At 61.2% G+C, this 25,476-nt stretch carries 27 protein-coding genes and 1 pseudogene; 9 read left to right on the forward strand and 19 right to left on the reverse strand.

Translation table 11 applies throughout. The annotated features are described in order from the left end of the window. Positions 1–213: 213 nt before the first annotated feature. Positions 214–1,164: a hypothetical protein gene (locus AACY45_RS01940; protein WP_339543889.1), complete on the reverse strand. Its 951-nt coding sequence runs from the start codon at positions 1,162–1,164 to the stop codon at positions 214–216. A gap of 429 nt (positions 1,165–1,593) precedes the next feature. On the opposite strand from AACY45_RS01940, the gene AACY45_RS01945 reads away from it, so the two are divergent. After that, a complete protein-coding gene (locus AACY45_RS01945) occupies positions 1,594–2,403 on the forward strand; it encodes an alpha/beta fold hydrolase (protein WP_339543890.1) in 810 nt (269 codons plus the stop codon). A gap of 209 nt (positions 2,404–2,612) precedes the next feature. Here the strand turns inward: AACY45_RS01945 and dsbG are convergent, their stop codons facing one another. The 3 genes from dsbG to dsbD are packed head-to-tail and all read right to left on the reverse strand — an operon-like array spanning position 2,613 to position 5,961. Then, the gene (gene dsbG, locus AACY45_RS01950; RefSeq protein ID WP_339543891.1) at positions 2,613–3,380 is read right to left on the reverse strand and encodes a thiol:disulfide interchange protein DsbG; all 768 of its coding nucleotides are present in this window, start codon (positions 3,378–3,380) and stop codon (positions 2,613–2,615) included. Beyond that, positions 3,356–4,225 carry a TlpA disulfide reductase family protein gene (locus AACY45_RS01955; protein ID WP_339543892.1) on the reverse strand — a complete coding sequence of 290 codons (870 nt, stop codon included), beginning with the start codon at positions 4,223–4,225 and terminating at the stop codon, positions 3,356–3,358. The genes dsbG and AACY45_RS01955 overlap by 25 nt, the downstream gene beginning before the upstream one ends. Then, a complete protein-coding gene (gene dsbD / locus AACY45_RS01960) occupies positions 4,225–5,961 on the reverse strand; it encodes a protein-disulfide reductase DsbD (RefSeq protein ID WP_339543893.1) in 1,737 nt (578 codons plus the stop codon). Before dsbD ends, AACY45_RS01955 begins: the two co-directional genes overlap by 1 nt. 153 nt (positions 5,962–6,114) lie before the next feature. On the opposite strand from dsbD, the gene AACY45_RS01965 reads away from it, so the two are divergent. Together AACY45_RS01965 and AACY45_RS01970 are read left to right on the forward strand one after the other, a co-directional pair. Then, a complete protein-coding gene (locus tag AACY45_RS01965) occupies positions 6,115–6,795 on the forward strand; it encodes a response regulator (protein ID WP_339543894.1) in 681 nt (226 codons plus the stop codon). Continuing rightward, positions 6,795–8,114 carry an ATP-binding protein gene (locus AACY45_RS01970; protein ID WP_339543895.1) on the forward strand — a complete coding sequence of 440 codons (1,320 nt, stop codon included), beginning with the start codon at positions 6,795–6,797 and terminating at the stop codon, positions 8,112–8,114. Before AACY45_RS01965 ends, AACY45_RS01970 begins: the two co-directional genes overlap by 1 nt. Before the next feature lie 34 nt (positions 8,115–8,148). Here the strand turns inward: AACY45_RS01970 and AACY45_RS01975 are convergent, their stop codons facing one another. The 11 genes from AACY45_RS01975 to soxR all read right to left on the reverse strand — a co-directional run bounded on the left by AACY45_RS01975 (position 8,149) and on the right by soxR (position 16,700). Further along, positions 8,149–8,976 carry a class I SAM-dependent methyltransferase gene (locus AACY45_RS01975; RefSeq protein WP_339543896.1) on the reverse strand — a complete coding sequence of 276 codons (828 nt, stop codon included), beginning with the start codon at positions 8,974–8,976 and terminating at the stop codon, positions 8,149–8,151. A 124-nt stretch (positions 8,977–9,100) separates the two neighbouring features. After that, positions 9,101–10,060 carry a metal ABC transporter solute-binding protein, Zn/Mn family gene (locus AACY45_RS01980; RefSeq protein ID WP_445261152.1) on the reverse strand — a complete coding sequence of 320 codons (960 nt, stop codon included), beginning with the start codon at positions 10,058–10,060 and terminating at the stop codon, positions 9,101–9,103. A gap of 12 nt (positions 10,061–10,072) precedes the next feature. Then, the gene (locus tag AACY45_RS01985; RefSeq protein WP_339543898.1) at positions 10,073–10,972 is read right to left on the reverse strand and encodes a metal ABC transporter permease; all 900 of its coding nucleotides are present in this window, start codon (positions 10,970–10,972) and stop codon (positions 10,073–10,075) included. Continuing rightward, positions 10,972–11,724 (reverse strand): metal ABC transporter ATP-binding protein, encoded by a 753-nt coding sequence (locus AACY45_RS01990; RefSeq protein WP_339543899.1) that lies wholly within the window; start codon positions 11,722–11,724, stop codon positions 10,972–10,974. The genes AACY45_RS01985 and AACY45_RS01990 overlap by 1 nt, the downstream gene beginning before the upstream one ends. Beyond that, positions 11,721–12,659, reverse strand: coding sequence for a metal ABC transporter substrate-binding protein (locus tag AACY45_RS01995; protein ID WP_339543900.1), 939 nt, complete (start codon positions 12,657–12,659; stop codon positions 11,721–11,723). The genes AACY45_RS01990 and AACY45_RS01995 overlap by 4 nt, the downstream gene beginning before the upstream one ends. 34 nt (positions 12,660–12,693) lie before the next feature. After that, positions 12,694–13,269 (reverse strand): DUF6162 family protein, encoded by a 576-nt coding sequence (locus tag AACY45_RS02000; RefSeq protein ID WP_339543901.1) that lies wholly within the window; start codon positions 13,267–13,269, stop codon positions 12,694–12,696. Beyond that, positions 13,266–13,613: a hypothetical protein gene (locus AACY45_RS02005; RefSeq protein WP_339543902.1), complete on the reverse strand. Its 348-nt coding sequence runs from the start codon at positions 13,611–13,613 to the stop codon at positions 13,266–13,268. Before AACY45_RS02005 ends, AACY45_RS02000 begins: the two co-directional genes overlap by 4 nt. Continuing rightward, a complete protein-coding gene (locus tag AACY45_RS02010; RefSeq protein ID WP_339543903.1) occupies positions 13,610–14,152 on the reverse strand; it encodes a thiamine pyrophosphate-binding protein in 543 nt (180 codons plus the stop codon). Before AACY45_RS02010 ends, AACY45_RS02005 begins: the two co-directional genes overlap by 4 nt. Then, positions 14,149–15,360 carry a PepSY-associated TM helix domain-containing protein gene (locus AACY45_RS02015; protein ID WP_339543904.1) on the reverse strand — a complete coding sequence of 404 codons (1,212 nt, stop codon included), beginning with the start codon at positions 15,358–15,360 and terminating at the stop codon, positions 14,149–14,151. Before AACY45_RS02015 ends, AACY45_RS02010 begins: the two co-directional genes overlap by 4 nt. Positions 15,361–15,653: 293 nt before the next feature. Next, positions 15,654–16,112, reverse strand: a complete 459-nt coding sequence (locus AACY45_RS02020; protein ID WP_339543905.1) for a VOC family protein — start codon at positions 16,110–16,112, stop codon at positions 15,654–15,656. Positions 16,113–16,241: 129 nt separating this feature from the next. Further along, positions 16,242–16,700, reverse strand: coding sequence for a redox-sensitive transcriptional activator SoxR (gene soxR, locus AACY45_RS02025; RefSeq protein ID WP_339543906.1), 459 nt, complete (start codon positions 16,698–16,700; stop codon positions 16,242–16,244). Between the two features lie 92 nt (positions 16,701–16,792). Between soxR and AACY45_RS02030 the strand changes: the two genes are divergently transcribed. From AACY45_RS02030 to AACY45_RS02050, 5 genes and pseudogenes are all read left to right on the forward strand, one after another. Next, on the forward strand, positions 16,793–17,158 hold the full coding sequence (locus tag AACY45_RS02030; protein ID WP_339543907.1) for an antibiotic biosynthesis monooxygenase: 366 nt from the start codon (positions 16,793–16,795) through the stop codon (positions 17,156–17,158). 117 nt (positions 17,159–17,275) lie between these two features. Continuing rightward, on the forward strand, positions 17,276–17,545 hold the full coding sequence (locus AACY45_RS02035; RefSeq protein WP_339543908.1) for a hypothetical protein: 270 nt from the start codon (positions 17,276–17,278) through the stop codon (positions 17,543–17,545). 96 nt (positions 17,546–17,641) lie between these two features. Continuing rightward, a complete protein-coding gene (locus tag AACY45_RS02040; RefSeq protein ID WP_339543909.1) occupies positions 17,642–18,256 on the forward strand; it encodes a LysE family translocator in 615 nt (204 codons plus the stop codon). Positions 18,257–18,460: 204 nt separating this feature from the next. Continuing rightward, positions 18,461–19,628: pseudogene (locus AACY45_RS02045) on the forward strand (cysteine desulfurase family protein). Positions 19,629–19,686: 58 nt separating this feature from the next. Continuing rightward, positions 19,687–21,495 (forward strand): aminopeptidase P family protein, encoded by a 1,809-nt coding sequence (locus AACY45_RS02050; protein WP_339543910.1) that lies wholly within the window; start codon positions 19,687–19,689, stop codon positions 21,493–21,495. A 56-nt stretch (positions 21,496–21,551) separates the two neighbouring features. On the opposite strand, the gene AACY45_RS02055 is transcribed toward AACY45_RS02050, so the two are convergent. After that, complete coding sequence (locus AACY45_RS02055) at positions 21,552–22,142, reverse strand: 2-hydroxychromene-2-carboxylate isomerase (protein WP_339543922.1); 591 nt, start codon at positions 22,140–22,142, stop codon at positions 21,552–21,554. 38 nt (positions 22,143–22,180) lie between these two features. Then, positions 22,181–22,921 (reverse strand): SDR family oxidoreductase, encoded by a 741-nt coding sequence (locus AACY45_RS02060; RefSeq protein ID WP_339543911.1) that lies wholly within the window; start codon positions 22,919–22,921, stop codon positions 22,181–22,183. 91 nt (positions 22,922–23,012) lie between these two features. Here AACY45_RS02060 and AACY45_RS02065 point away from each other — a divergent pair, with 91 nt between their 5' ends. Then, a complete protein-coding gene (locus AACY45_RS02065; RefSeq protein ID WP_339543912.1) occupies positions 23,013–23,573 on the forward strand; it encodes a TetR/AcrR family transcriptional regulator in 561 nt (186 codons plus the stop codon). Between the two features lie 19 nt (positions 23,574–23,592). On the opposite strand, the gene AACY45_RS02070 is transcribed toward AACY45_RS02065, so the two are convergent. Next, on the reverse strand, positions 23,593–23,874 hold the full coding sequence (locus AACY45_RS02070) for a hypothetical protein (protein ID WP_339543913.1): 282 nt from the start codon (positions 23,872–23,874) through the stop codon (positions 23,593–23,595). Between the two features lie 165 nt (positions 23,875–24,039). Continuing rightward, positions 24,040–24,927 (reverse strand): threonine/homoserine exporter RhtA, encoded by an 888-nt coding sequence (rhtA, locus tag AACY45_RS02075; RefSeq protein ID WP_339543914.1) that lies wholly within the window; start codon positions 24,925–24,927, stop codon positions 24,040–24,042. Positions 24,928–25,476 lie beyond the last annotated feature (549 nt).

Here is a 25,476-nt window from a genome sequence, read left to right on the forward strand (position 1 = left end):
TACGTTTGGCTTTCGCCGACGAGCTCACGCTGACGTGCCTTGAGTTGTGGCGCCGGCTCCTTCGCCTGGATCAATTCTTTCGTTGCTCGATCCGTTCACCTGGGGCAATGGCGCCCTGGTTGCGTCTTGCTTACCACGCCTGCGCTTGGGCACATCGATGGTCTGTTCGCGGCAGGTCGGGTCGCGACCTGCCGCGAAGTCGTTGCAGAGGACTTATTTTTGTCTGAAGTACCAACGGGTTTCATCGGTATTGATGCCTAATCCGTTGAGCTTTTCCTCTACGTACTTCAAACACACTCCGCCATCGGGTTGATAGTGGCCGGAGGCGTCATTGACGCTGGCGATAACGTCTCGCAAGGCAATACCATCGTTGGCACTCTCTATTCTGAATTCGCCTGCGCAGATGACCGGTCGCCCACTGCCCAGTTGGCTATGCCTGATGTAGTCGTTTCGCGACTCATGTTTCCAGCGCCTGTAGATGATTGCACCCTCTGGGGTATACACCCAGGTGTAACTATCGTTGGGGGTGTTTGGCGTTAGTACTTCTGTCTGTCGGTCTTTCAACAGTTCGCCCATCAGCTTTCCATCGACCATGCCGACCAGTTGGCCTGTGCCCTCGATGGTCGAGGGATCGTAGGTTCGCCAAGATTTGATGTCGCCGATCCAGGGCATCCAGCGCACGGGATAGGTTTGGGTGTTGATATCGACGGGGCGATTGTCGGAGTTGCTCCAGTCTGACCAATTGATATGTCCAGCCCAAACTTGCTGCAAATGTGAGGAAGAGGCATGCAGCCACTGATGAATTTTTTTGAAGGAGCGGTTAGTGAAAATGCCATTGGCGATCAGTATCAGTGAGTCGAGTTCCCAGTTGTCGCTGGCGATGGGGTGAGCAATCGGTATTTGGTGCAGGGAGATGTTTTGCAGTTCACTGATATGGATACTGGGTCTTCCGAACAGGCGCGGAATATCAATGTCGACAGTAATGATTTCACCCGCCCTGGGGGCGTCGGAAAACAACTGGAAGTTGTTATGGTGGCCCATGCTTATATATACCTTGTCATCGGTGCCTGCCCAGTTTTCCTCGGCTATTTTTGCAGATATTCTGAGTTCGCTGATATTAGCGCTGCGTTCAAAGTCACGCGTGTAGTCGCTGATGATGTTCATTGTATGAGCTCTACTTTTCAATGGGGTCTTGAAGCCCTGAAAGTAGTGTTTTTATCGGTGGAAGTCTTTGTGGGTGTTTTGCAGTTTGTTAGTGTTGTTTTACTGTGTTGGAATGCAGCGAAGGATTAATTTGCGGCCGGCGTTTCAGGCTAGTTGTCAAAGCAGTCGAACCATTGAGCGGTTTAGCAGCTTTAAGCCTGCGCCAAGTTCGACAGTAAGCGCAGGCTGCAATAGCGGGGGGGCATGGCGTGTAGGTTGAGTGTAAATTCAATATAGGTCATTGCTGTAGATGTCGGTTTGTTTAGGGGCGTGGTTTCTATTGTCGGGGGCTTTGTAATATTTACTGTTAAGGCTTGAGTTGACGGAGGTGCCCGGGCGGGACAGTCTCTGCGGGCTTTTTTTCGACAGAGTCTACGCGGGAGATACAGGATGTCTTTCGTTACGATTGAGGGTGAGCCCCTTCACTATATTGATCAGGGCACTGGCCCTGCCGTGCTCCTGGCTGGAAGCTACTTGTGGGATCAAGCCATGTGGGCGCCGCAGATTGCTGCGTTGTCTCCACACTATCGGGTGATTGCCCTGGATTTGTGGGGGCATGGGGAGTCCGGGGCGCTGCCGCAGGGAACCGCTTCACTCAATGACCTGGCACGCCAGGCACTGGCATTACTCGATCACCTGGGCATTGAGCGTGTCGCACTGGTTGGTCTTTCAGTTGGTGGGATGTGGGGGGCGCGCCTGGCCCTGTCCCACCCGCAACGCATCAGTGCTCTGGTACTGATGGACACGTACCTGGGGGCTGAGCCCGAAGCCACTCGGCAATACTATTTCTCACTGCTCAATCAGGTCGAGGAGGCGGGTGCAATTGCACCGGAGGTCCTCGATATCGTGGTGCCAATTTTCTTCCGGCCGGGAATCGACCCGCAATCAACGCTTTATCGACAGTTGAGCGACTCATTGGCCGCGCTTCCAGCCGAACGATTGCGCAAGAGCATCGTGCCGCTGGGGCGTATCACCTTCGGTCGTGAAAACATGCTGGCGCGCCTGAATCAATTGAACCCGGATACGACGCTGTTGATGTGCGGTGAGCAGGACAGACCAAGGCCGCCTTCAGAAACCATGGAAATGGCCGAGTTGATCGGTTGCCCTTACCAATGGGTGCCTGAGGCGGGGCACATCTCCAATCTGGAAAACCCACAATTCGTCACTGAAGCGTTGCTGGCATTCCTGGCTAATCGTTGACGACCCTGGCTGTGGTTGGTGTGTGCTCCCTGGATTGTCAATTCCATGGCGAAGGGTCTGATACGCCGAGGAGTGTCCAGGTTCATCTCGGGCAAGCCCGCTTCCACAAGGGGCGCGTCATCCACAAACCATCGTTGGACACGCGCTTTTTGTAGGAACCGGCCAGCGGACAGGCTGCGCAGTCATGCAATGCCGTTAAGAGCGGGGTGTTATTTCGGCCCAAGTATCGCGGCCAGTTTTTCCGGCGACGGTGCGCCTTGTTGCTGTTGCAGTTCGCCCTTGGCGTCCAGGTAGAAAATCGCCGGGGTGGCGGACAGTTCGAGTTCGTCCATCAACTTCAAGTTGGCGTCGAGCTTGGCCTGCACGTCTGCCGGGATGGTTTTCAGTGCCTTGAGGGTGCTTTGTTTGCCGGCCTTTTCGTGGGCGTCCAAGGCCTTGCTTGGGTCTTTGCTGGCCAGCAGGGCGGCGGATTTGCCTGGGCTGTCTTCGCGGATGATGCCGACCATGATGTGTCGCAACTGCACCTTGCCGGCCTTCACCCAGGGGCGCGCCTGCTCCCAGAACAGCGTGCAATAAGGGCAGTTGGGGTCGCTGAACAGGTACACCACGCGCGGTGCATCCTTGTTGCCGTCCTGAATCCAGTGGCTGGTTTCGAACTTGGCCCAGACTTCCTTGGCCATTGGTGCGTACACCAGTTTTTGCAGCGGCTCGGCGCTCAGGTCCTTGCCGTCCGCGTCATACAAGTTGCCCAGCAATACGTGTTTGCCATCGGGTGTCAGGTACAGGGCCATGCCGCGGTTCTGGTACTGCGCGGCATACCCGCGCAGGCCGTCGGGCGCATCGAAGCTACCGATGATTTTTGCACCCTTGGCTTCGATTTGTTTGATCGCGGCGGGCAGGTCTTCGGCCTGCACCGACGGCAGGTGCAACAGGGCAGTGCCCAGGGTCAGCGTCAGCAGGTGGCGGAGGCGGGGCATGGCAGTTTCCTTACAGAGGTGGCGGGTGCAGCGGCAGGGGTGGCGGGCTCGAAGTTTTCCAGGGCACGCGCCAGGCTGGCGCTCGACAACTCGCCCAGGTGGCTGGCCAGCAGGCGTCCGTCCGGGCTATAGAACAGTGTGGTCGGCAGGGCCATGGAACCCACGGCCTGGCCCAGGCGACCGCCGCGGTCGAACAGCATGTTGCTCAGGCTCAGGCCCTGGGTCTCGAGAAAGGTCGCGACGCTTTGCATGCTTTCACCCTGGTTGACGAACAGGAAGGTCAGGTCCGGGCGTTGCTGCTGGGCGTTTTCCAGCACCGGCATTTCCCGGCGGCAGGGTGGGCACCAGGTGGCCCACAGGTTGATCACCAGGGGGCCGCCCTGGTAATCGGTCAGTTTCAGGGTTTCCCCGGCGGCGTTGCGCAGGGTGATCTCCGGCAGGCGCGTGCCTTGCTCGTAGATGCTCAACGACAGGCTTGCCAGCAGCCAGAACGCCAGGCCGCTGGCGACGCCAAACCCCATCGGGCGCCGGAGCCCGGGCCGCCGCCAGCCGCGATACAAGGCGGCCAGCAACAGCACGATCCCCCCCGGCCAGGCGAGAAAGCCGCCGTCGCGCAGGTCGATGATCTGCCAGGGATCGTTGCGGTAGTGGGGCCAGTACCAGGCGACAAACGCCAGGCGCGCCGCCAGCATGCCCAGCATGAACAGGCCGAACAGCACCGACTCGGGGTTGTCACCGCCCCGCTTGGCCACCCGCCAGCCGACAAAGGTCGCCAGTGCCAGGGCACTGATCAGCAGCAGGTGGTTGAGGGCGATGGCAAAGGTGCCGAGGGTGAAGGTCAGCATCAGCGCGCGTCCCGGGTGATGTTCCAGCGCTGCAGGAAACCGGCGGCATCCACCTCGCCGGTAATGCGCTGGCTGCGGCGCTCTGCACCGTCGGCACCGATCCACAACAGGCTGGGCGGCCCCGGTACCTTGTAGCGAGCGAGCAATTCACGGCTGGCGGGGTTGTCGGCGGTCACGTCCAGGCGCAGCAGACGCACCTCCTTGAGGGCCTCCATGACCTGGGGTTTGCCGAACACCTGTTTCTCCATGATCTTGCAGGACACGCACCAGTCGGCATAGTAGTCCAGCAGCACCCATTGGCCTTGGGCGCGGGCATCATCGAGTTGGCGTTGCAGTTCGGTGGGCTCCTTGACGGTGATGAAGGCATCGTGGGCGGTCGGTGCGGCGATCGCGCTGGAGGTCGGCGCGCGATACACCTGCAACGGATTGAACACGTCATCGCTGCCCCCGGCGGCACCGATCAGCAGCAGGCTGCCCCACAACCCGGACAGCAGGGCCAGGCCGCCGAACAGGTGGGTGGCGCGACCAAAACCTTCGGTCTGGCGCCAGGCGCTGTAGGCGATGACCAGCAACAGCCCACCCCACAGCCCGACCCACAGCACCGGGTCCAGCACCGGGCGCACCATCACCAGCGCGGTGCCCAGGAACAGGAAGCCGAACACTCCCTTGAGCAGGTTCATCCAGGCCCCGGGCTTGGGCAGGAATCGATTGCCGACGGTCACCAGCAGCAGCAACGGCAAGCCGATGCCCAGGCCCATGCTGAACAGGATCAGCCCGCCGTGCAGGGCATTCCCGCTCTGGGCGATGTACAACAGGGCGCCGGCCAGCGGTGCGGTCATGCACGGCCCCACCAGCAAGCCGGAGAGAGCCCCGAGAATGCCCGCTCCGACCAGGCTGCCGCCCCCCTGTCTGCGGCTGGCGTACTCCAGGCGGTCACGCACGGCGGTCGGCAGTTGCAGCTCGAAGAAGCCGAACATCGGCAACGACAGCAGGACGAAGATCACGGCAAAACTGCCGAGCAGCCAGGCGTTCTGCAACAGGGCCTGCAAATTGGCCCCCAGCAGCGCGGCCAGTACTCCCAGCGCGGCATACACCAGCGCCATGCTCACCACATAGCTGCCGGCCAGGGCAAAGCCGCGCTTGGCGCTGGCACCGCTGCCGACCACCAGGCCGGCGAGAATCGGCAGCATCGGCAACGAGCAAGGGGCGAAGGCCAGGAGCAGGCCGAGGCCGAAGAACACCAGCAGGCTCCAGCCCAGGGCGTGTTGTTGCAGGCCGCTGGCCAAGGCCTGGTCCGGCGCTTCAGAGGTGTTGGCTTGCGCCGGTCCACCACCCAGGTCGACCACCTGGGTCTGTGGTGGGTAACACAGGCCGGCATCGGCGCAGCCCTGGAAGCCGACCTTGATCTGGCCGCTGGTGCCGGCCGGGATCTTCAACTCCAGCCCCTGGCGGTAGACCTGCTGGTCGCCAAAAAACTCGTCACTGTGGGCCTCGCCCTCGGGCAATGCCGGCTTGTGGGCTTCGGCCAGGTCGTTGAAGCTCATGCGCTTCTGGTACAGGTAGTAACCGTCGGCAATCTGCCAGAACAGTTGGGTTTCGCCCGACTCAAGGCGCTCGGAGGTAAAAACGAAGGCTTTGCCCACGGGGAGGAAATCGGGTTTGGTCTCGAACGGGTTCGACGCGGCCTGGGCCAGGCTGGCAAAAAAAACCAGGAACAATAAAAACAGACGACGCATGGGCAAACCTTATACCGGTGCAATGAGAGTGCACCATGAGCGGTGACGATTAACCGATGATTAACCGCGTTATCCTTGCGGCAACGGTGGGCGGTGCATAATGTCCGCTTAATCCGTTGCCTGCTTAATCAACATTTTTCTACAGGTCTCACCATGCACGTACTTGTCTGTGAAGATGATGAGCTGATTGCCAGCGGCATTGTAGCCGGACTGACCGCTCAGGGCCTGACCGTCGAGCATGTAGCCACGGCATCGGCAGCGCGGGCCATGCTCAAGGTTGCTGAGTTCGATGTGATGGTGCTCGACCTCGGTCTGCCGGACGAAGACGGCCTGAAGCTGCTGCAGCAGTTGCGCCACCAGGGCCTGGAGATTCCGGTGTTGATCCTGACGGCCCGGGACTCGGTGACCGACCGCGTCGACGGCCTGCAGGCCGGTGCCGATGACTACCTGCTCAAGCCGTTCGACCTGCGGGAACTGGCCGCACGCCTGCACACGCTGCTGCGTCGGGTCGCGGGGCGTAGCGTCAACCTGATCGAGCACGGTGCCCTGAGCTATGACCCCAGCAGCCGGGAAACCCTGTTGGCCGGTCAGCCGGTGGACCTCTCGCGTCGCGAGCAAGCGCTGTTACAAGCCCTGTTGCACAACCGTGGCCGGGTGCTGTCCACCGAACAATTGAAGGACAGTGTCTACGGCTTCAATGATGAGCTGGAGAGCAACGCGTTGAATGTGCATATCCACCATCTGCGCAGCAAGCTTGGCAAAGGCATAGTCGAAACCGTGCGCGGCCTGGGTTATCGCCTGGGGCCGGCTGACGGGGCAGGGCCAACCAAGTGATGAGTCTGCGCCTGCGCCTGAGCCTGACCCTGGGTGCCGCATTCGCGCTGATCTGGGCCCTGGCCGCGGCCTGGATGCTCAGCGACCTGCGCAACCAGATGATGTTTTCCCTCGACCAGCGACTGGTGGCCTCGGCACGCATGGTGGCTGGGTTGCTGGAGCAATTGCCGACCCTGCCGAGCAAGGGAGAAGGCACCCATTTCAGTGCCGAACAACTGAACGTGCCTGGCGGCATGGCCTGTCAGGTCAGCTCGTTGCGCGGCGAAATTCTGGCCCGTAGCCACAACCATCCCGAACAGACGCTGGAAGCCGAGAAGATGGGCTTCCACGACCAGATGATCGATGGCGCTCCGTGGCGCAGCTTCACCCTGGCTCGGGGTGATGTGCGAATCACCACGGCAGATCGGCAAATCGAGCGCGAGGCCCTGAACATGTCGATTCTGCTGGCGGCCTCGGTGCCGGTGGCGGTGGCGCTGCTCGGCTGCCTGTGCCTGCTGTGGCTGGGGATCGGCCAGGGGTTGGCACCGCTCAACCGACTGCGTGAAGCCTTGATGCGGCGCAATGCCGACTCCTTGGAACCCTTGCAACTGCAGGCATTCCCCAGTGAGCTGAAGCCGTTGCTGGAAACCCAGAACCAGTTGTTCCAGCGTATCGGCAAGGCCATCGAACGCGAACGGCGCCTGACCGGCGATGCCGCCCATGAGCTGCGCAGCCCGCTGACGGCGATCAAGACCCATCTGCAGGTGGCGCGCATGACGGATGGCGTGGCCCGCGACCAATCCCTGGCCCGTGCGGAGGAGGGCGCCGATCGTCTGCATCGGACCCTTGAGCAACTGTTGCTGTTGGCGCGAGTCGAGGGCAGCCTGTCGTTCGACGACGGTGTCCAGTGCAGTGCCGAGCAGGTGGCCCGCCTGGCCATCCAGGACGCGTCCAGCGGTGATCGCCAGCGTATCCAACTGCAGGTGCCACCCGGTTGTTCCCAGTCACCGCTACAGATGCCAGCAGTGCTGGCGATTGCCGCCTTGCGCAATCTGCTGGACAACGCGCTGCGTCATACGCCCGATGAGGGGCCTGTGGAGTTGAGCCTGGAAACCACCGCTAACCGGGTGCGTTTCCAGGTCCGCGACCATGGTCCGGGCATTGCCGACGATGATCTGCAGCACCTGACCCAGCGCTTCTGGCGCAACGGCGGGAGCACCGGTTGTGGCCTGGGGTTGGCGATTGTCCAGGCGATTGTCCAGCGCTGCGATTGTGTCCTGCATTTCGACAGCCGTCCTGATGGCTTGCGGGTCGAGCTGACGATGCCGCTCCAGGCCTGACCCCAGGCCCGTATTTACCCCCCCTGAGCCCGCTTCAGGCGCCGTGCTTGACGGCCTGCAAGGTGTAACTCAGCGGCAGGCGCCACGGTGCCTGCTTGAGGTAATACTCACCCCGTTCATCGCGGTCCATCTGCCCCGGCAGGGCATCCCAGGGAATACTTTGATGCTCGACCAATCCGGTAATGGCCAGCCCGTGCTTCAGCAGTGCGCTGATGATCTCCCCCAGACCGTGGTTCCACTCATGAGTCAGCGTGGCCTTGAGTGAAGCATCGGTATCGACATAGGTGCTGTCGTCATCCCACACCAATGGAGTTTCGCGCTCGAAGTAAGGGTGCTCGATGGACAGCAGGTCCGCGCGGCTTTCATCCAGCGACCAGAGCATCGGATGCCCCTCGCGAATGAACAGGCGGCCACCGGGCTTGAGTAAATCACTGACGGTGCGCGCCCAGGCGTCGATACTCGGCAGCCAGCACAAGGCGCCGATGCCGGTGTAGACCAGGTCGAAGGAGGCCGCGTGCAACACGGACGTGGCGTTGTAGACATCCGCTTCGACATAGTCGATCCGCGTGTCGCAGCGTTGGGCCAGGGCGCGCGCCTGGACCAGGGCCGCGGGGGAGAAATCCAGTCCGCTCATCTGCGCGCCGAGACGGGCCAGCGACAGGGTATCGGTGCCGATGTGGCACTGCAGGTGCACCCCGCGCAGCCCGCGGATGTTGCCCAGCAACGGCAGGTCGAAGCGCACCACCTGCGACAGATGATCGGCGGCCTCGACAAAGGCTTGGGTCGCGTAGTCCCTGGAAGCCGCATGGAGCGGAGCGCGTTCGTCCCAGTTGGCCTTGTTCAGCGAAATATAGTCACTCATGGTGAAGACCCCATCCTGGTCGGTCCTGGTTATGTGCAGGGCAGACTAGCATTGGCTTGAACAGGGTTTCTTGAGGGTTTTTGTAAGCGCGGGCCGTAGGGCCCGCGTATTCAGGTGGGGGACTTCAGGACTTCTGGAGCAGGGCGTTGAGCACTTGCTCGATGTTGCCGGACAGCTCGGCCACCGGGTCCACTCCATCGGTACTCAGGACCAGCAAGTGGCTGCCGGCGGCAGTGATGGCAGCCTGCAGTGCGGCGGACGGCTGGCGATGATGCAGCACCAGCGCCACGTCGTTGTCCTTGAGGGTGGCGCTCAGCTGTTGCAGGGCGTCGGCCGTCCACTCGTTGTCGGCGCGGGCATCGACACCCACCGGCTCCAGATTGAGGCCGCTGATCAGGTAACTGAAGTGATCGCTGAGGCTGAACACGCTGAGGTTGTCGGCCTGCGCCAGTTTCGCCTCGCTGTCGGCGCTGAGCGTGAGCAGGCGTTGCTTGAGCGTGGCCAGATTGGCTTCGATCTTCGGTTTGGCCTCGGGTACCAGGCGCACCAGGTCGGCGGCGATCACGTCAGCCATGCGCCCCATATTGTTGGTGGCCATCCACGGCTGGCTGTTGAGCCCGTCGTTGGTGCCCGGCTGCAGTGCCACGCCAGGCAGCGCGCCATCGACCGGGCGCGCCGCGTCGATTTCAATGATGCGGATATTGCTGCGTCGGGCGTTGGGGTACAGCGGGTCATCCGGCCAGATCGAGCGCAGGCCGATCACGGCATCGGCGTCCAGGGACAGTGTGTGCAGCGCGGGTGCGCCGCGGCCGGTGAAGTAGGCGGCCTGGCGCGAGCCTGGAAGGTTGGCCGGGGCCGCCCGCTCCAGGATGATCTCGCTGCCTTCGACCAGGCTGTTGGCCAGGCCGTAGGTGATAGGTAATGAGGCCAGCACCCGCACTTTGTGGGCCGATTTGGCCGTATGCAGCACGGTGTTGCCGACGCCATTATTGGCCACCAGGCGCATCGGTTCGAAGCGGTCGGTGGCGAAGGTGTTGCCGGTGGCCAGGCCGCACAGGGCGATGGCCAAAGTCAGCTGACGCATGGAGAAAGCCATTTATCCAATGTTCCCTTTGAGGCTGGGCACCACACCGCGCGCTATGGCGGCGAGGGCGAAGGCGATACCGGCCACCAGAATGATTGCCGCGCCGGACGGAATCGGCAGGTCGAAGACAATCGGCGCGAGAATCCCGCACAGGGTGCTGATGGTGGCGATGAGCACCGAGCACCAGAAAAACCCCTTGAGCGATTGGCTCAACAGGCGCGCTGCGGCAGCCGGGATCACCAGCAGGGCGCCCACCAGAATCGCGCCAATGACTTTTACCGCCGCTACGGTGATCAGCGTCACCAGGATCACGAACAGGTAATCGAGGGTCTTCACCGCCACCCCGCGTACGGCCGCCAGTTGCGGGTTGAAGCTGGCCAGCATGATGCGGTTGTACAGCGGCAGGCTCAGGCCCATCACCAGCGTGCCGACGATGGCCAGCACCAGCAGGTCGTTACCGTTGACCGTCAGCACCGAACCGAACAGCACGTTTTCCAGAATGTGCACGTTGATCTTGCCGGCCAGAATCAGCAGCAGGCTCGCGCCCAGGGCCAGCGACACCGAGAGAAACACCCCGATCAGGGTGTCCGGCGCCAGGCCGGTGCGGTTGCGCAGGTAGTTGAGCAGGATGCCGAACAACAGGCAGTAACCGAACAGGCTGCCATAGGGGCCGGTGTAGGGTTCGCCGAGCAGGATGCCGATGGCTACGCCAGTCAACGCCGCATGGCCGACGGCTTCGGAGAAGAACGCAAAGCGCTTGACCACCACCAGGGTGCCCAGGCCGCCCAGTACCGGGCCGATCAACAGGCCGGCGAGCAGGGCGTTGACCACAAACCCATAGGCCAGCGCTTCGGGCAGGTAGCCGGAAGATGCCCAGCCCTGGATCATCAAACGAAAGGCTTCGTAACTCATCACGCAGCGCTCCCGCTCGTCCGTGGGTGGGTGGAAAACAGGCTCAGCAAACGTTCCGGGGTCAGGGCTTGCTTGGGTGTGGCATCGAACAGCACTCGGCGGTTGAGGCCGGTGACGTGGTCGGCCAGACGGCCGACGGCTTCCAGGTCATGCTCGATCCACAGCACGCTGATCCCGGATTGACGCCAGTCCCCCAGCAAGCGCTCGAACACCTGGATGCCGGCTTCATCGAGGGCCGACATCGGCTCGTCGAGCACCAGCAACTGGGGCGCGGGAATCAAGCCCTGCGCCAGCAGAACCCGCTGGCGCTCACCGCCGGACAGCGCGCCCATGCGGCGTTTGCGCTTGTCCTGCATGCCGACCCGTTCCAGGGCTTCGCCGATGGCCACGCTGTAGTGCCGGCTGATGCCGAGAAACGCCGGACGGCGTTGGCACATGGCGGCCATGAAATCGTCCACCGTCATCGGCAGGCCGCGGTCGAACTCCAGGGCTTGTGGCACATAGCCGATGGTCCCGGGATCGCTCGGCCATTGCAGGCTCAAGCGGCCCTGGTGGGGCATTTGCCCGAGCAGGGTCTTGATCAGTGAACTCTTGCCGCCGCCATTGGGGCCGACCAGGGCGTGCACGCTGCCGGGGCGTACCTGGAAGCTGACGCGGTCGAGGATGGTCGTGCAGCCGAGCGTCAGACTGACGTCGGCGAACTCGATGGCGGGCCCGTCCAGTGGTGTGGTGAGGGTTTGCTGGATGGTCATGCGCCGGCCTCCTGGATCGCCCGGACGACGGTGCCGAGGTTGCCGGTCATTTCCTTTTCATACTTGTCGGCGCTGTATTCACCGTAGGAAATGTGCGACAGCGGGTAGAGTTTTACACCCGACTCACGCTGGATGGTGTCGACATAAGCGGAGGGAAAATCCATCTCCGAGAAGATCACCTTGACGTCCAGTTCGCGCAGTTGGTCGATGGTTTTCTTCAGTTGGCTCGGGCTCGGCTCAATCCCGTGGGCCGGCTCGACCACGGCCGTCACTTCCAGGCCGAACTCGCGCAACAGGTAGTCGTAGGCCGCGTGGACCGTGGCCACCCGCAGGTCGGCATTGGGCGCCTTGGTCAGCTTGGCCAGCGCGTCGGCACGCATCTGCCGCAAGCGTTTGCCGTAGGCGCGGGCGTTCTGGGTGTAGGCCTTGGCGTTGGGGGGGTCAAGCTTGCCCAGTTCCCGGGCAATGTTGTTGACCTGGGCAATGGAGGCGCTGATGGACAGGAAGGTGTGCGGGTTCACCACCTTGCCTGCGCCCCGCGCGGCAATGCCGGTGGCCGCCAGCAGCGGCACGTTCTCGTTGGCCTCGATCACCTTGATGTTGGGGGTTTCGCTGGCGGCGATCATGCGGTCGGCGAAGTCGTCATGGCCGACACCGTTGAGCACGATCACGTCCAGGCCGGCGATGCGCTTGATGTCTTCGGCGCGTGGCTCATAGGCATGGGGATTGAAACCGGCCGGAATCAACGGCACCACTTCGGCCTTGTCGCCGACGATGTTGGCCACGTAGCTGTAGTACGGATGCAAGGTGATGCCGATGCGCAGGCGCTTGGCCTCTTCGGCGCTGGCCAGGGGCATGAGCACCAGGGCCAGCAGGCCTGCCAGCAGCAGGCGTGCGCGGTGCAGAAAACGATGGTGCGCAGATGAACTAGGCATGGGCAAGCGGTCTTCTCTGGGGTGAATACGCAAATCAGTGACGATGCTGGCGAGTGACACCGGCGTCGAATTGGGCGACGACCTGCTGCCAGCCTGCGCTGATCAGCGCGGTATCGGCCAGATCGGGAGGGGCCTGGAGGCTGGCGCTGCGGTTGAGCCAGATGTCCGGTTCGGCGTTGCCGTCCGCGTTCAGGCGCATCAGGAAGGAACCGGCGACACTCGGTGCCTGGCTCTGCCCGAAGTACGCGGCACTGCCCAGCAACTGCCAGGCGTGGCCACCACGGCTGACGGAGCTGGCGTCCTGGGCGAAGGGCGCAAAGCCTTCGTCGGCGAGGACTTGCGGGCTCGGCAGGGCCTGCTGCTCTTCGCGCAGCAGGTGGATTTCGTCGAGGGTCACCCGCAGGTCGGCATAAATGCCTTGCTCCGAGGCGCCGAGATCGCGCCGCGCATCCAGTTGATGGGTTTGCACGCTGCTGACCACCTCAGGCTCGCCACGCCAGAGCACCACGGAGCCGGCAACCGCGAGAATTGCCAGGCACAGCAACAATACATAGAGGGTTTCATGGCCGGCACCGGCCGGGCGGACGAGCTGTGGGGTGGGGGTACTCATGGGGCCTCGATATCCGCTTGGTCGATCTCGACCACGTGGCCTGGGCCTGCGTCGAACAAGACATAGAACTCGGATCCGGGTTTCTTGAAGGTCAGGGTCGAGTCGGCGCCGAGTTTTCCCGGCACCAGGATGGTTTCGTCATAGCCGATCACATCCAGGGTCACGCCGGGTGCGCCACTGCCGTCGGAGAAGCCGCCGGTGCACTGGATCTGCTCGGCGTCGATGGCCTTGCATTCGCACATCGGGTTGTGGGCCAGCGCTTGGGCACTGAAGCCTGCGCCGAGGGCCAGGGTCAGTGCGCTGGCAATCAGGCGCAAAGGGGTCAAGCTGCGGGCAACGGTCATGGTTTGCCTCCTTGTTTGTTCAGCCAGGCGATAGTGGCCGGGGACGCTTGGGCAAGCGGCACGGCCGCCTGATGCATGCTGCCGTCCCAGCCTTCCATGGTGATCCAGATTTCGGCGTCGGCCTTGGTTTTCTCGGGGATCGGCAGGGTCGCGCCCATGCGGTAGGGCGCACCGAAGAAAATCACCCCGGCGGCGCGCAGGCTGCGGGGCTTGCCGATGCGCAGGTAAGTCGCCTTGACCTGGCCGATGCAGGATTGGCACAGCGCGGCGTTAAAGCTCTTCATGTGGCCGGCTGGGCCGGACAGTTGCGGCTCCTGATTGCGCAGTTCGGCCAGGCGCAGGCTCCAGGGGCCCACCTGGATTTCACCGATTTCCCGCTCACCCAGGCCACTGTCGCCGCGAAACAGCGCGACGTCAGCGAAGTACTTGGGCATGAACCCCAGTGGAATCAGGAGCAGCAGAATGTTGATGTGAAAACGCCATTTGTGCCAGAACACACTCAGGCGCGAAGGGGGGACTGCTGTGGTGACCTTGCTCACAGATTGCCCTCCGGCGAGTTGTCATTCATGGCTGCCACCGGTTGTTCCACTTTGGCCCGGCGGGGCGTCTTGTTGCTGCGCTTCAGCGCGTTGGCGGTGGCCAGGGCGGTACGTTTGGTCCAGATCAGCAAGCCGCTGAGCACCATCATGCTGAGGACCAGGCCGAAGAAGAACCAGATCAGTTTTATCCACAGGCCGCCGAAGTCGCCGGTGTGCAGCGGGCGCATGGACTCGGTGACGAACTCCAGGCCGGTGCGGTCCGACAGCAGCCGCGAGGCATCGATGTCGCCGTTGTACGGGTTGATCGTGGCGGTCTGGAACATCAGCGGGTACCAGCCACGGCCGCCAATGTTGAGGTGGCTGTAGGCATTGCTCGGCAGGCTGACGAAGCTCACTTCCAGCCCGGGAATTTTCTCCTGGGCGATCAGGATGGCGTTGTCCAGGTCAATCATTTTTGGCGGGGAGCCGTCGGCCGACAGGGGCACGCTTTCGCGGGAGATCACGGGGATCACCGGTTCGCTGGAGATGGAAATTTGGTTGTCGAACAGCAAGGCTTCGATGAGGAACCAGATGCCGGTGATGGAAATCACCGCGATGAACCAGATCGACCAGATGCCGCTCAGGCGATGGAAGTCGCCCCAGAAGATCCGCGCACCGTGGTTGAACCGCAGGGTGGGCTTGAGGAAGCCCTTCCAGAATTTCTTGTACACCACCAGGCCAGTGATCAGTGACACCAGCAATGGAATGCCGAGGAACGACACCAGGTACCAGCCCCAGCTGAAGCCGTTGGTAAAGGGCACCAGCCACCAGCCATGCAGTGCGCGGGTAAAGGCCTGGAAATTGAAGTCCGGGCTGATCCCTTGAATCACGCCACTGTAGGGGTTCACGTAGACCGCGACCGATCGTCCGTCCGGGTAACTCACCTGCGCCGTCAGGGCGAAGTGCGATTCATCCGGGCGGCTGATGGATTCGACGATGGTCAGTGGTTCGGCCTGCTTCATCGCGGCAATGACCTGGTCATAGCTCAGCAGTTCGGCGTTGTCGGACGGTTGGCTGGCACGGATGTCGGGATTGGCCAGCCAGACGATCTCCTGGCTGACGACCGCCAGGGTGCCGGTGACGCAGACGATCAGTACAAAGAACCAGATGGGCAATGCCAGCCAGCTGTGCACCAGAAACCACAGTTTGGAACGGGACTTCTTCGACATGAATGAGGGTCTTGATTCGATGAGAGGAGCGGTGTGGATGCACCGTGGTTCCCGAAAAAAGCCGGCCGTAGCTTTTGCCTACGCGGCCTGCTGCATCTATTTAAGACGAATGAGAATCAAAAATCCCGAAAAACAATATGAAAGCAAATGTTTCAGAGACGCATTTAGGGCTGCGGGCGCGGCAATCGTTGGCCCTGGCTTGCCAACGAAGACAATCGCCTGAGCTGCCAAATCGACCGGTCAGGCTGAAGGTTGTGGTTCGCTGGCAAGCCAGTTCCTACAGGGGATGGGGATTATGGCTGGGTGAACATCGCCTTGGCGCGTTGTTCGATCTGCTCCTGGGTCAGGTCCTCTTTGTGGGTGGCCAGAAACCATAAATGGCCGTAGGGGTCTTTCAAGGTGCCCGAACGGTCGCCGTAGAACTGATCCTTGACCTCGGACACCACGATGCCGCCGGCCTTGATTGCCTGGGCGTAGCTTTGGTCTACATCCTGGACATACAGATGCAGGCCGACTGAGGGGGATGTGTCGGGATTGCTCAAGGGCCCTTGCTCGCATGGCGTACCAAGCATGATCGGGCAGTCACCGATGCGCAGTTCGGCATGGCCGATGCTGCCGTCGGGCATCGACAGGCGCATGACCTCAGTGGCGCCGAAGGCTTTTTTGTAGAACTCGATGGCTTCGGCGGCTTTGTGGATTCCCAGGTAAGGCGTGATGCTGTGATAACCCTCCGGGATGGGTTTAACGCTCATGATCGTTCTCCAGGGTGCGTGGGGGGATGGCGTGCTCTTTCTCGCCGATTTCCGGTCGATTCACTATAGGCCAGACCCCGTGGTGCCACGGATTGGCCGACGGGTTGCAGCAGGGTCATTAGCGGGCTATCAGCGACCCGGCGTCAGCAACTGGGCGCCAGCGCCTTGCTCACCCAGTACGTCCCCGTAGTTGCGCAGCGGGCAGGCCTCCATCGACAAGCAACCACAACCGATGCAGCCATTGAGTTTGTCGCGCAGCAGGCTCAACTGGCGGATCCGTTCATCGAGGTCATTGCTCCATTTTTCCGACAGCAGTTTCCAGTCTGCCGCCGTCGGCGCGCGATGGTCAGGCAGGGACTTGAGGGCCGCGCCGATTTCCGCCAGCGGAATGCCCAGGCGTTGGGCCACCTTGATCAGCGCCACCCGGCGCAGCACTTCCCGAGGGTAACGCCGCTGATTACCCAGGTTGCGACTGCTGTGGATCAGTCCCTTGGACTCATAGAAGTGCAGGGCGGTAACCGCCACGCCACTGCGCTGCGCCAGTTGGCCGACACTCAGCTCTTTGTGCAGGTTGTCCTTGTTGATCATTTCAATTGCCACTTGACCTTGACTTAACTAGAGGTTTTATCCTGCCGACCTTCAATTCGCAAGATGCGACTTACGCGCCAGGGGGAATCCTCATGCAGTCGATAGAGAACAATCGCAGTTTTACCCAACTGATCGAATTCGAGATCGAGCCCCATCAACAACAAAGCCTGGTGTCGGCGTTATTCGCCCAGACCGAGCGCCTGGCCCAGCACCACAGCGGCTTTCTCAGCGCCAGTGTGCAGGCCAGCGACGACGGGCGGCGGGTACTCAATTACCTGCAGTGGCAATCCCGCGAGGCAGGCGAGGCGGCATTTCGCAGCTTTGAAAACGGTGAGCAGGATTTCTGGCAGTTGATCCGCACCCATCAGGCCAAAGGCGTGACCTTCGGCTCCTTCCAGGTTCTGCGCAGTATCGAGCGCAGCCCGGACAATGCCTTGCAATGCAGCCTTGTGGGCTGACACGCGGTGCGGCGCAGAAAAGTCGATAAGGACTATCGAGCGCGATGATTTTTCTCGAGAAAGGCTGGGGCGTAGCCTGTGTCCATTGCTTCAGGACCGCTATCAGGAATCGCCCCCATGAATCATGTGCTCAGCGCCTCATTGTTGTTGATCGCCTCGCTGCTTGCCGGTTGCGCCGCCAATCTGGCCCCTGAACTGCGGCCGTTTTCGGCCGAGGAAAGTCGTGAACTGGCACTCGAAGCGCTGAATCGGCGCGGCCTGTCGTTTGATGAGTACCAGGCGAAAAAGGCCCAGTTGTTACCTCGGCCCAGTAAAGCCATTGGTTTTGACCAGCAGGCCGAGATGAACGCCGAGCGTGCCCTGCCGCTGCCCGGGCGGGCGAGTTGAGTGACTGTACTGCTCGAAGTTTTTGCTAACTGTGCGTGCTCGCCTCGCGGGCGCTGCGATAGGGTCGAGTCTTGACTGACCTGATGGAATCGCACCATGACCCTCTCCCTGGATGTTCTGCTCGGCTTTGCCCTGTTCGCCCTGGTGACCTCGATCACGCCCGGTCCGAACAACACCATGTTGCTCGCCTCGGGGGTCAATTTTGGCTTTAACCGCACTATCCCGCACATGCTGGGGATTACCTGCGGCTTTTTTGTCCTGGTGCTGGCCGTGGGGTTTGGTCTGGGGGCTGTATTTCAAACCTATCCGCTGCTTTATAACGTACTGCGTTTTGTCGGCGCGGCCTACTTGCTGTACCTGGCGTGGAAGATCGCCCACTCAGGCCCGGTCTCGGACAGCGAAGAGGGGCGCGGCCAACCCATCAGCTACCTGGGGGCCGCGGCGTTCCAGTGGGTCAATCCCAAGGCCTGGATCATGGCAATCGGCGCCATCAGTACCTATACACCGCTGCAGGGCTACTTCACCAATGTGATCGTGATCGCGGCGGTGTTTGCCCTGATCAACCTGCCCAGCGTCGGTGTCTGGGTGGTCTGTGGCTCGCTGTTGCGCAATGTCCTGCGGGACCAGCGCTGGCTGCGCCTGTTCAACTGGGGCATGGCAGTGCTGCTGGTGGCGTCGCTGTACCCGATGTTGCACGAGAGCTTTGGATGACGGGTGCTTCAACCCGGTAGCAGATGCCTGTTAAGCTCAACTTCAGGAGCGTTCCTACGCACTTTTAAATGAAGTTGTCCTTCTTTAACTGCATCCGATCAGGTAATGCTGGGCTCCTGCCGCAATGCGCCACCTCAAGCTGGCGCCGCGCAGCGAATGCCTGCGCTGCACCTGATCCCGGAACCTGCTCTGCGAGCCTTTTTTATGAATTCACGTCCTTTATATTTTGATTACGCCGCCACCACACCGGTGGATGAGCGGGTCATCCAGGTGATGGTCGATTGTCTGGGTTTCAACGGCAACTTCGGCAACCCGGCCTCCAGCTCCCACGCCTTCGGCCAGCAGGCTCGGTGTTCGGTCGAGCTGGCGCGCCAGCAAGTCGCCGACCTGGTGGGCGCGCAGGCGTCCCAGATCGTCTGGACTTCCGGCGCCACCGAGTCCAACAACCTGGCTCTAAAAGGGGTGGCCCAGGCCCGCCAACAGCCGGGCGGGCACATCATCACCAGCCAGATCGAACACAAGGCGATCCTCGACACGGCCAGGCAATTGCAGGATGCCGGGGTCGATGTCACTTATCTGCTGCCCGACGCCGATGGCCTGATCACTGCGCAAGCGGTCAGCGCGGCGCTGCGCGAGGACACCTTCCTGGTGTCGTTGATGCTGGTCAACAACGAGTTGGGGACCGTCAACGACATCCCGGCCATCGGCCAGCGCGTAGGTGAACACGGTGCCTTGTTCCACGTCGATGCCGCCCAGGGCGCGGGCAAGGTGACGATTGACCTGGCGCAATGGCCGGTGGACCTGATGTCGTTTTCCGCCCACAAGATCTACGGTCCCAAGGGTATCGGCGCGCTCTACGTCGGCCCGCGCGCAACAGCGCTTGCAGGCGCAGATTCATGGTGGCGGACACGAAGGCGGCTTGCGCTCAGGTACCCTGGCGACTCATCAGATCGCTGGCATGGGCGCCGCCTTCGCATTGGCGGCCGAGCACTTTGCCGAGGAGGCCGGCACCATCTCGCGGTTGCGCGAGCGTTTGCTGGAGCAACTCGGCGACATCGCCGGTCTGCGGCTCAATGGCAGCCCGAGCCAGCGTATTCCCCATACCCTGAGCCTGACCTTCAACGAAGGCGAGTTCAACGCCCAGGCGTTGAGCGCGTCAATAGCGTTCTCTGCGACCTCAGCCTGCAATTCCGCAAGCAACGCCCCCTCCCATGTGCTCCTGGCCCTGGGCTACGATGCGCGGGCCGCGGGGCGCACGATTCGCTTGAGCCTTGGGCGCTTCACCCGTGAGCAGGATATCGATCAGGCCGCCCAACTGATCAAGACGGCAACCGCCAGTGCACCGGCGTTCTGGGCTACCGCCCAACCCTGATGCGCCGACCACGAGTCAGCGCCCTATAACAATATTGAAGTGGTTAGCAGGAGACATGATGAGTACGCAGCCTTTGATCCAGGGAACGGTTCCCCAGCGCTTGGCGCGCACCCGCGAGCTGATGAGCCGGGAGGGCATTCACGCGTTGCTGGTGCCGTCGGCCGATCCCCATCTGTCGGAGTACCTGCCGGGTTACTGGCAAGGGCGGCAGTGGTTGTCGGGCTTTCATGGATCGGTCGGTACCCTGATTGTCACCCAGGACTTTGCCGGCATCTGGGCCGACAGCCGTTACTGGGAACAGGCGAGCAAGGAGCTCAAGGGCAGCGGTATCGAACTGGTGAAACTGCAACCAGGCCAGCCGGGACCTCTGGAATGGCTGGCCGAGCAAACACCGGAAGGTGGCGTGGTAGCGGTGGATGGCGCGGTAATGGCCGTGGCCTCGGCGCGTACCCTGGGTAGCAAACTGGAAGAGTGCGGGTCACGCCTGCGCACTGATATCGACCTGTTGAGCGAAGTCTGGAGCGATCGCCCAAGCCTGCCGGATCAACCGATTTATCAGCACTTGCCACCCCAGGCGACCGTCAGCCGCGGTGAAAAGCTCGCCACCTTGCGCGAAATCCTGAAAGTCCGCGGTGCCGACTGGCACTTCATCGCCACACTCGACGACATCGCCTGGCTGTTCAACCTGCGTGGCGCTGATGTGTCGTTCAACCCGGTGTTCGTGTCCTTTGCGCTGATCAGCCAGCAGCAGGCAACGTTGTTTGTCGCCTTGAGCAAGGTCGATGCGCCACTGCGGGCGATCCTCGAACAGGACGGCGTAACCCTGCGCGACTACAGCGAAGTGGCCGCGGCCTTGGCGGCTATTCCAGGTGGCAGTAGCCTGCAGATCGATCCGGCGCGGGTCACGGCCGGCCTGCTGGGCAACCTGCACAGCGGTGTGAAGCTGGTCGAAGGCTTGAACCCGACCACCCTGGCCAAGTCGCAGAAAAGCCTGGCGGATGCCGAGCACATTCGTCAGGCCATGGAGCAGGACGGCGCGGCGCTCTGCGAGTTCTTCACGTGGCTCGACAGCGCGCTGGGTCGTGAGCGTATTACCGAACTGACCATAGACGAACACCTGACGGCGGCCCGGACCCGACGTCCGGGTTATGTCTCGCTGAGTTTCAACACCATTGCCGCCTATAACGCCAATGGCGCCATGCCCCACTATCACGCCACCGAGCAAGAGCATGCGGTGATTGAAGGCGACGGCCTGCTGCTGATCGATTCCGGCGGCCAGTACCTGGGCGGCACCACCGACATTACTCGGATGGTCCCCATCGGCACACCGACCGCTGAACAGAAGCGTGATTGCACGCGGGTGCTAAAGGGTGTGATTGCCTTGTCCCGGGCGCAATTTCCACGGGGTATTCTCTCGCCGTTGCTTGATGGCATTGCGCGTGCGCCGATCTGGGCTGAAAGCGTGGATTACGGTCACGGCACCGGGCATGGCGTCGGCTACTTCCTCAACGTGCATGAAGGCCCGCAGGTGATTGCCTATCAGGCGGCGCCCGCGCCACAGACCGCGATGCAGCCGGGGATGATCACCTCCATCGAGCCAGGCACTTACCGTCCAGGCCGCTGGGGGGTGCGTATCGAGAACCTGGTGTTGAACCGCGAGGCGGGCAGTAGCGAATTTGGTGAGTTCCTCAAGTTCGAAACCCTGACCCTGTGCCCGATCGACACCCGCTGCCTGGAAACCTCCTTGCTGACCGAGGATGAGCGCGAGTGGTTCAACGGCTATCACGCCGAAGTGCGCCGACGCCTAAGCCCGTTGCTCGAAGGTGCAGCGCTTGAGTGGCTGCAGGCGCGCACTGTCGCTATTTGACGGTAGAGGGCGCCGTCAGCCTTGGGGCTGCGGCGCACTGCCAGCAGGGTGCCGCGTCAGCTTAACGCTTCGCGGACAAAGTCCAGGCGATCCTGGCCGAAGAACATCTGGTCACCGACAAACAGGCTCGGTGCGCCAAATACTCCCCGTGCAATAGCGTGCTCGGTTTTGTCCTTGAGCGCGGCCTTGACCTCCTCGTCGACGGTCAAGGCCAGCACCGCCTGTGGGTCGAAGCCGTGCTCGGTGAGGACTGCGGCGACGGTCGCCGAGTCGTTGAGGTTGCGCCCATCGACCCAGAGCGCCCGAAACAGGCAGTCGATAAAGTCGACGAAGCGTTCGGGGTGGCGCATCTGCATACCGGTGACGGCGCGCATCAGCAGCAACGTATTGATCGGGAAGTACGGGTTGAACACAAAGGCAACGCCGTAGCGCCTGGCGTAACGCTTCAGATCCTGGAACATGTAGCGTCCCTTGGCTGCAATGGTCGCGGGTGACGTGTTGCCCGTGGCCTTGAACACCCCACCAAGCAACATCGGTTGGTAAATCAGTTGGCTGGCGGTCTGTTCACAGATGCCCGGCAGTTGGGTATAGGCCAGGTAAGTGGCCGGGCTGCCCAGGTCAAAGAAAAACTCCACGCGCTTGCTCATGTTCGATGCACTCTGATTGTTGTCAGGAAGGGCAGGGCTCACCAGCGTTCGCTCCAGGGCCGCAGGTCCAGTTCGAAGGTCCAGGCATCGCGCGGCTGACTGTGCAGGAACCAGTAGTTCTCGGCAACGTGCACCGGATCGAGAATCCCGTCTTCAGCCTTTAGCGCATATTTTTCCGGGAAGCTGTCGCGAATGAAGTCAGTATCGATGGCGCCATCGACCACCACGTGAGCGACGTGGATGTTAAGCGGTCCCAGCTCTCGGGCCATGCTTTGCGCCAGGGCACGAATGCCATGCTTGGCCCCGGCGAATGCAGCAAACCCCGCGGCGCCGCGTAGGCCCGCGGTGGCCCCGGTAAACAGGATCGTGCCGCGTTGGCGGGTGACCATGCGCTTGGCCACTTCGCGGGCATTGAGAAAGCCCGAGAAACAGGCCATCTCCCAGATCTTGAAATATTTGCGTGCGGTTTCTTCGAGAATGCTGCAGGGAACGTTGGCGCCGATGTTGAAAACCAGGACTTCAATGGGGCCGATCTGGCTCTCGATCTGCTCGACCAGTGCAATGACGTCTTCTTCCTTGCGTGCATCGCAGGCAAAGCCGTGGGCTTGGCCCCCGTTGGCATGAATGGCATCAACCAGAGGCTGCAGTTTATCGGCGCTGCGCCGGGTGACGCAGGCGACAAATCCTTCCTCGGCGAAACGTTTGGCAATGGCCCCGCCGGTGGCGTCGCCAGCGCCGACAACCAGCACGACTTTGTTGTTATGGGTAGCTGTGGTCATAGTCATCGCTCTTTGGTAAACGGTCGTTAGCTAAACGGACGTTATGCTACGATCGGCTCGACGTCAAGACGATGCAATTATGGGAGCCGCGATGCGTTACTCTGCCAGTCACAAGCTGGAAACCAGGCGCAAGTTACTGGAAAGCAGCTCGGTGTCCGCCAAGCAGGAAGGGTTTTCCACCGTAGGGGTGGATGGCTTGATGAAAGCCATCGGCCTCAGTGGTGGTGCGTTCTACAGTCACTTCTCGTCCAAGGACGAGCTCTTTGCCTCAATCGTCGAGCGTGAATTGCGCCAAAGTCTTGAGCGCTTGAGTGGCGACGGCGATTTGAGTCGCCTCAGGCTGGAGCGATGCCTCAAGCAGTACTTGAGCATGTCCCATGTCGAGCAGCCTGGCGCCGGGTGCGCACTGCCGGCACTGGGGGCTGAAATTGCCCGTGCCGACTGCGCGGTGCGCCAGCAGGCCGAGCACTGGATTTGCCGGTTGCACGAGAACTGGGCGGGTATTCTGCAGAGTGACAGCCTGGCGTGGGCCATTCTGTCGCAATGTGTTGGGGCATTGGTGGTGGCGCGAATGCTGGTGAGTCCGCAGATCCAGAGCAGCGTGCTGCAATCGAGCTACGACGAGATCGCGCGCCAGATGGACGCTCGCTGAACCGCAAGCATCGATGCTGTTACTTGCAGATGATGATCATGCTGCGGCTGGTATAACCGGCAGGGTTGAGGCCAAAGGGATAGTCACCTGGGTCTTCAACGCTGTCTCCGGATTTGGCGATGACCTTATAGCCTTTTGGTCCGCACGCCTTGGCGGCGGTCGCCGTGCATTGGTCCCAGGAAGAGGAGAGACCGGAGCAATTGATATGCAGGCCTTTCTTCCCGCGCTTGACTTCGGTTTTAGAGGTTGCGGCGCATCCTGCGATGGCAAGTACTGCTATAAATACCAAAAATCGTTTCATTCCTTTCCCTATTGCGGTCTCGGGTCTGGCAACCGAGCCTGACAGCCTACGCTTTTGCTCTACGGGGTGTAAGTTCCCTATCCATACTGTCCATGTGAAATGCAGGATAGCGACTAAACATGGCCTAATTGAAGGATAAATGCTAGACCTTTGTAGGAATGTTTCTCAGTCAGTCGCAACCATGGGTTTGGCTTCACGGCCCATGGTCAAGGTAGCACCCACGGAAGCCAGGATGATGCAACTGATGGCCATCCACTGGGCCAGGGTCAGATACTCATTGAGGAACAGCAGGCCTGACATGGCCGCAATGGCGGGCTCGACGCTCATGAGGGTGCCAAAGGTGCGTGCTGGCATTCGGGTCAAGGCAATCATTTCCAGGGTGTAGGGCAGGGCGGTGGACAATACGGCCACGCCCAGCGCGATCGGAATCAGCGATGGCGTCAGTAAGGTAGCGCCGGCGTGGGCAACCCCAAAAGGTGTAACGAAGATGGCGGCGATCATTACGCCCAGGGCGGCCGTCTGCACGCCGTTGTCCGCACCGGCTTTCTGCCCGAAGAGAATGTAGAGCGCCCAGCAGACACCCGCGGCCAGTGCATAACCGGCGCCCATCAGGTCAATGCTCGCACTGGCAGCATCGGTGGGGATCAGCAGCAGCAAGCCAACGATGGCCAGGCCAATCCACAGAAAATCGATCGCTTTGCGCGATGCGTAGATCGCCACTGCCAGGGGGCCAGTGAATTCCAGGGCGACGGCAATACCCAGCGGAACGGTTTGCAGCGACATATAGAAGAGCAGATTCATGCCGCCTAACGCCACACCGTAGACCGCTACTGTCTGCAGCGAGCGAGCGGTCAGCTTGGCTTTCCACGGGCGCAGCAGGAGGATCATGATCACGCTGGCGAAAATCAGGCGCAGAGTGGTGGTGCCTTGAGCACCCACGACCGGGAACATGCTCTTGGCCAGGGAGGCGCCGGACTGAATCGACGCCATGGCTATTAATAGCAGGCCAACCGGAAACAGGGTCGAAGTCAGGCTGCGGGGTTGCTCATTCATTACGGGGTGTCTTCCAGGATATATAGGCGGGTAGGCGACACATCATGCTCAAACTATAAGAGTTGAGCAATATACTGCGCATTCTTTATCTCGATTGCGGGATGCTCCCAGTAATTCCTGCGGTTATCCGGGTTTTGATAGAAAAACCAAATTAGCAGTTGACGGCAGATTCTGAATGTCTATAATTCGCCCCACTTCCGGCGCAGTCGAAACGGAAAACTCCTTGGTAAACAATGAGTTAAGCAGTTTTAGGCAGCAGGTTGCTTCAGTTCATCGAAGCACGAAAGGAGTTGAAAAAGAGGTGTTGACAGCAGCGTGTAACGCTGTAGAATTCGCCTCCAGCTACCGAGTGATCGGAAGCGCAAGTGGTTGAAGTTGTTGAAGAAATCTTCGAAAGCTTCTGAAAAGTACCACTTGACAGCAAATGAGGCTGCTGTAGAATGCGCGCCTCGGTTGAGACGAAAGATCTTAACCAACCGCTCTTTAACAACTGAATCAAGCAATTCGTGTGGGTGCTTGTGCTGTCAGACTGATAGTCAAAAAGATTAT

It is taken from the genome of Pseudomonas sp. RA_35y_Pfl2_P32, assembly GCF_963970735.1.
GTDB lineage: Bacteria > Pseudomonadota > Gammaproteobacteria > Pseudomonadales > Pseudomonadaceae > Aquipseudomonas.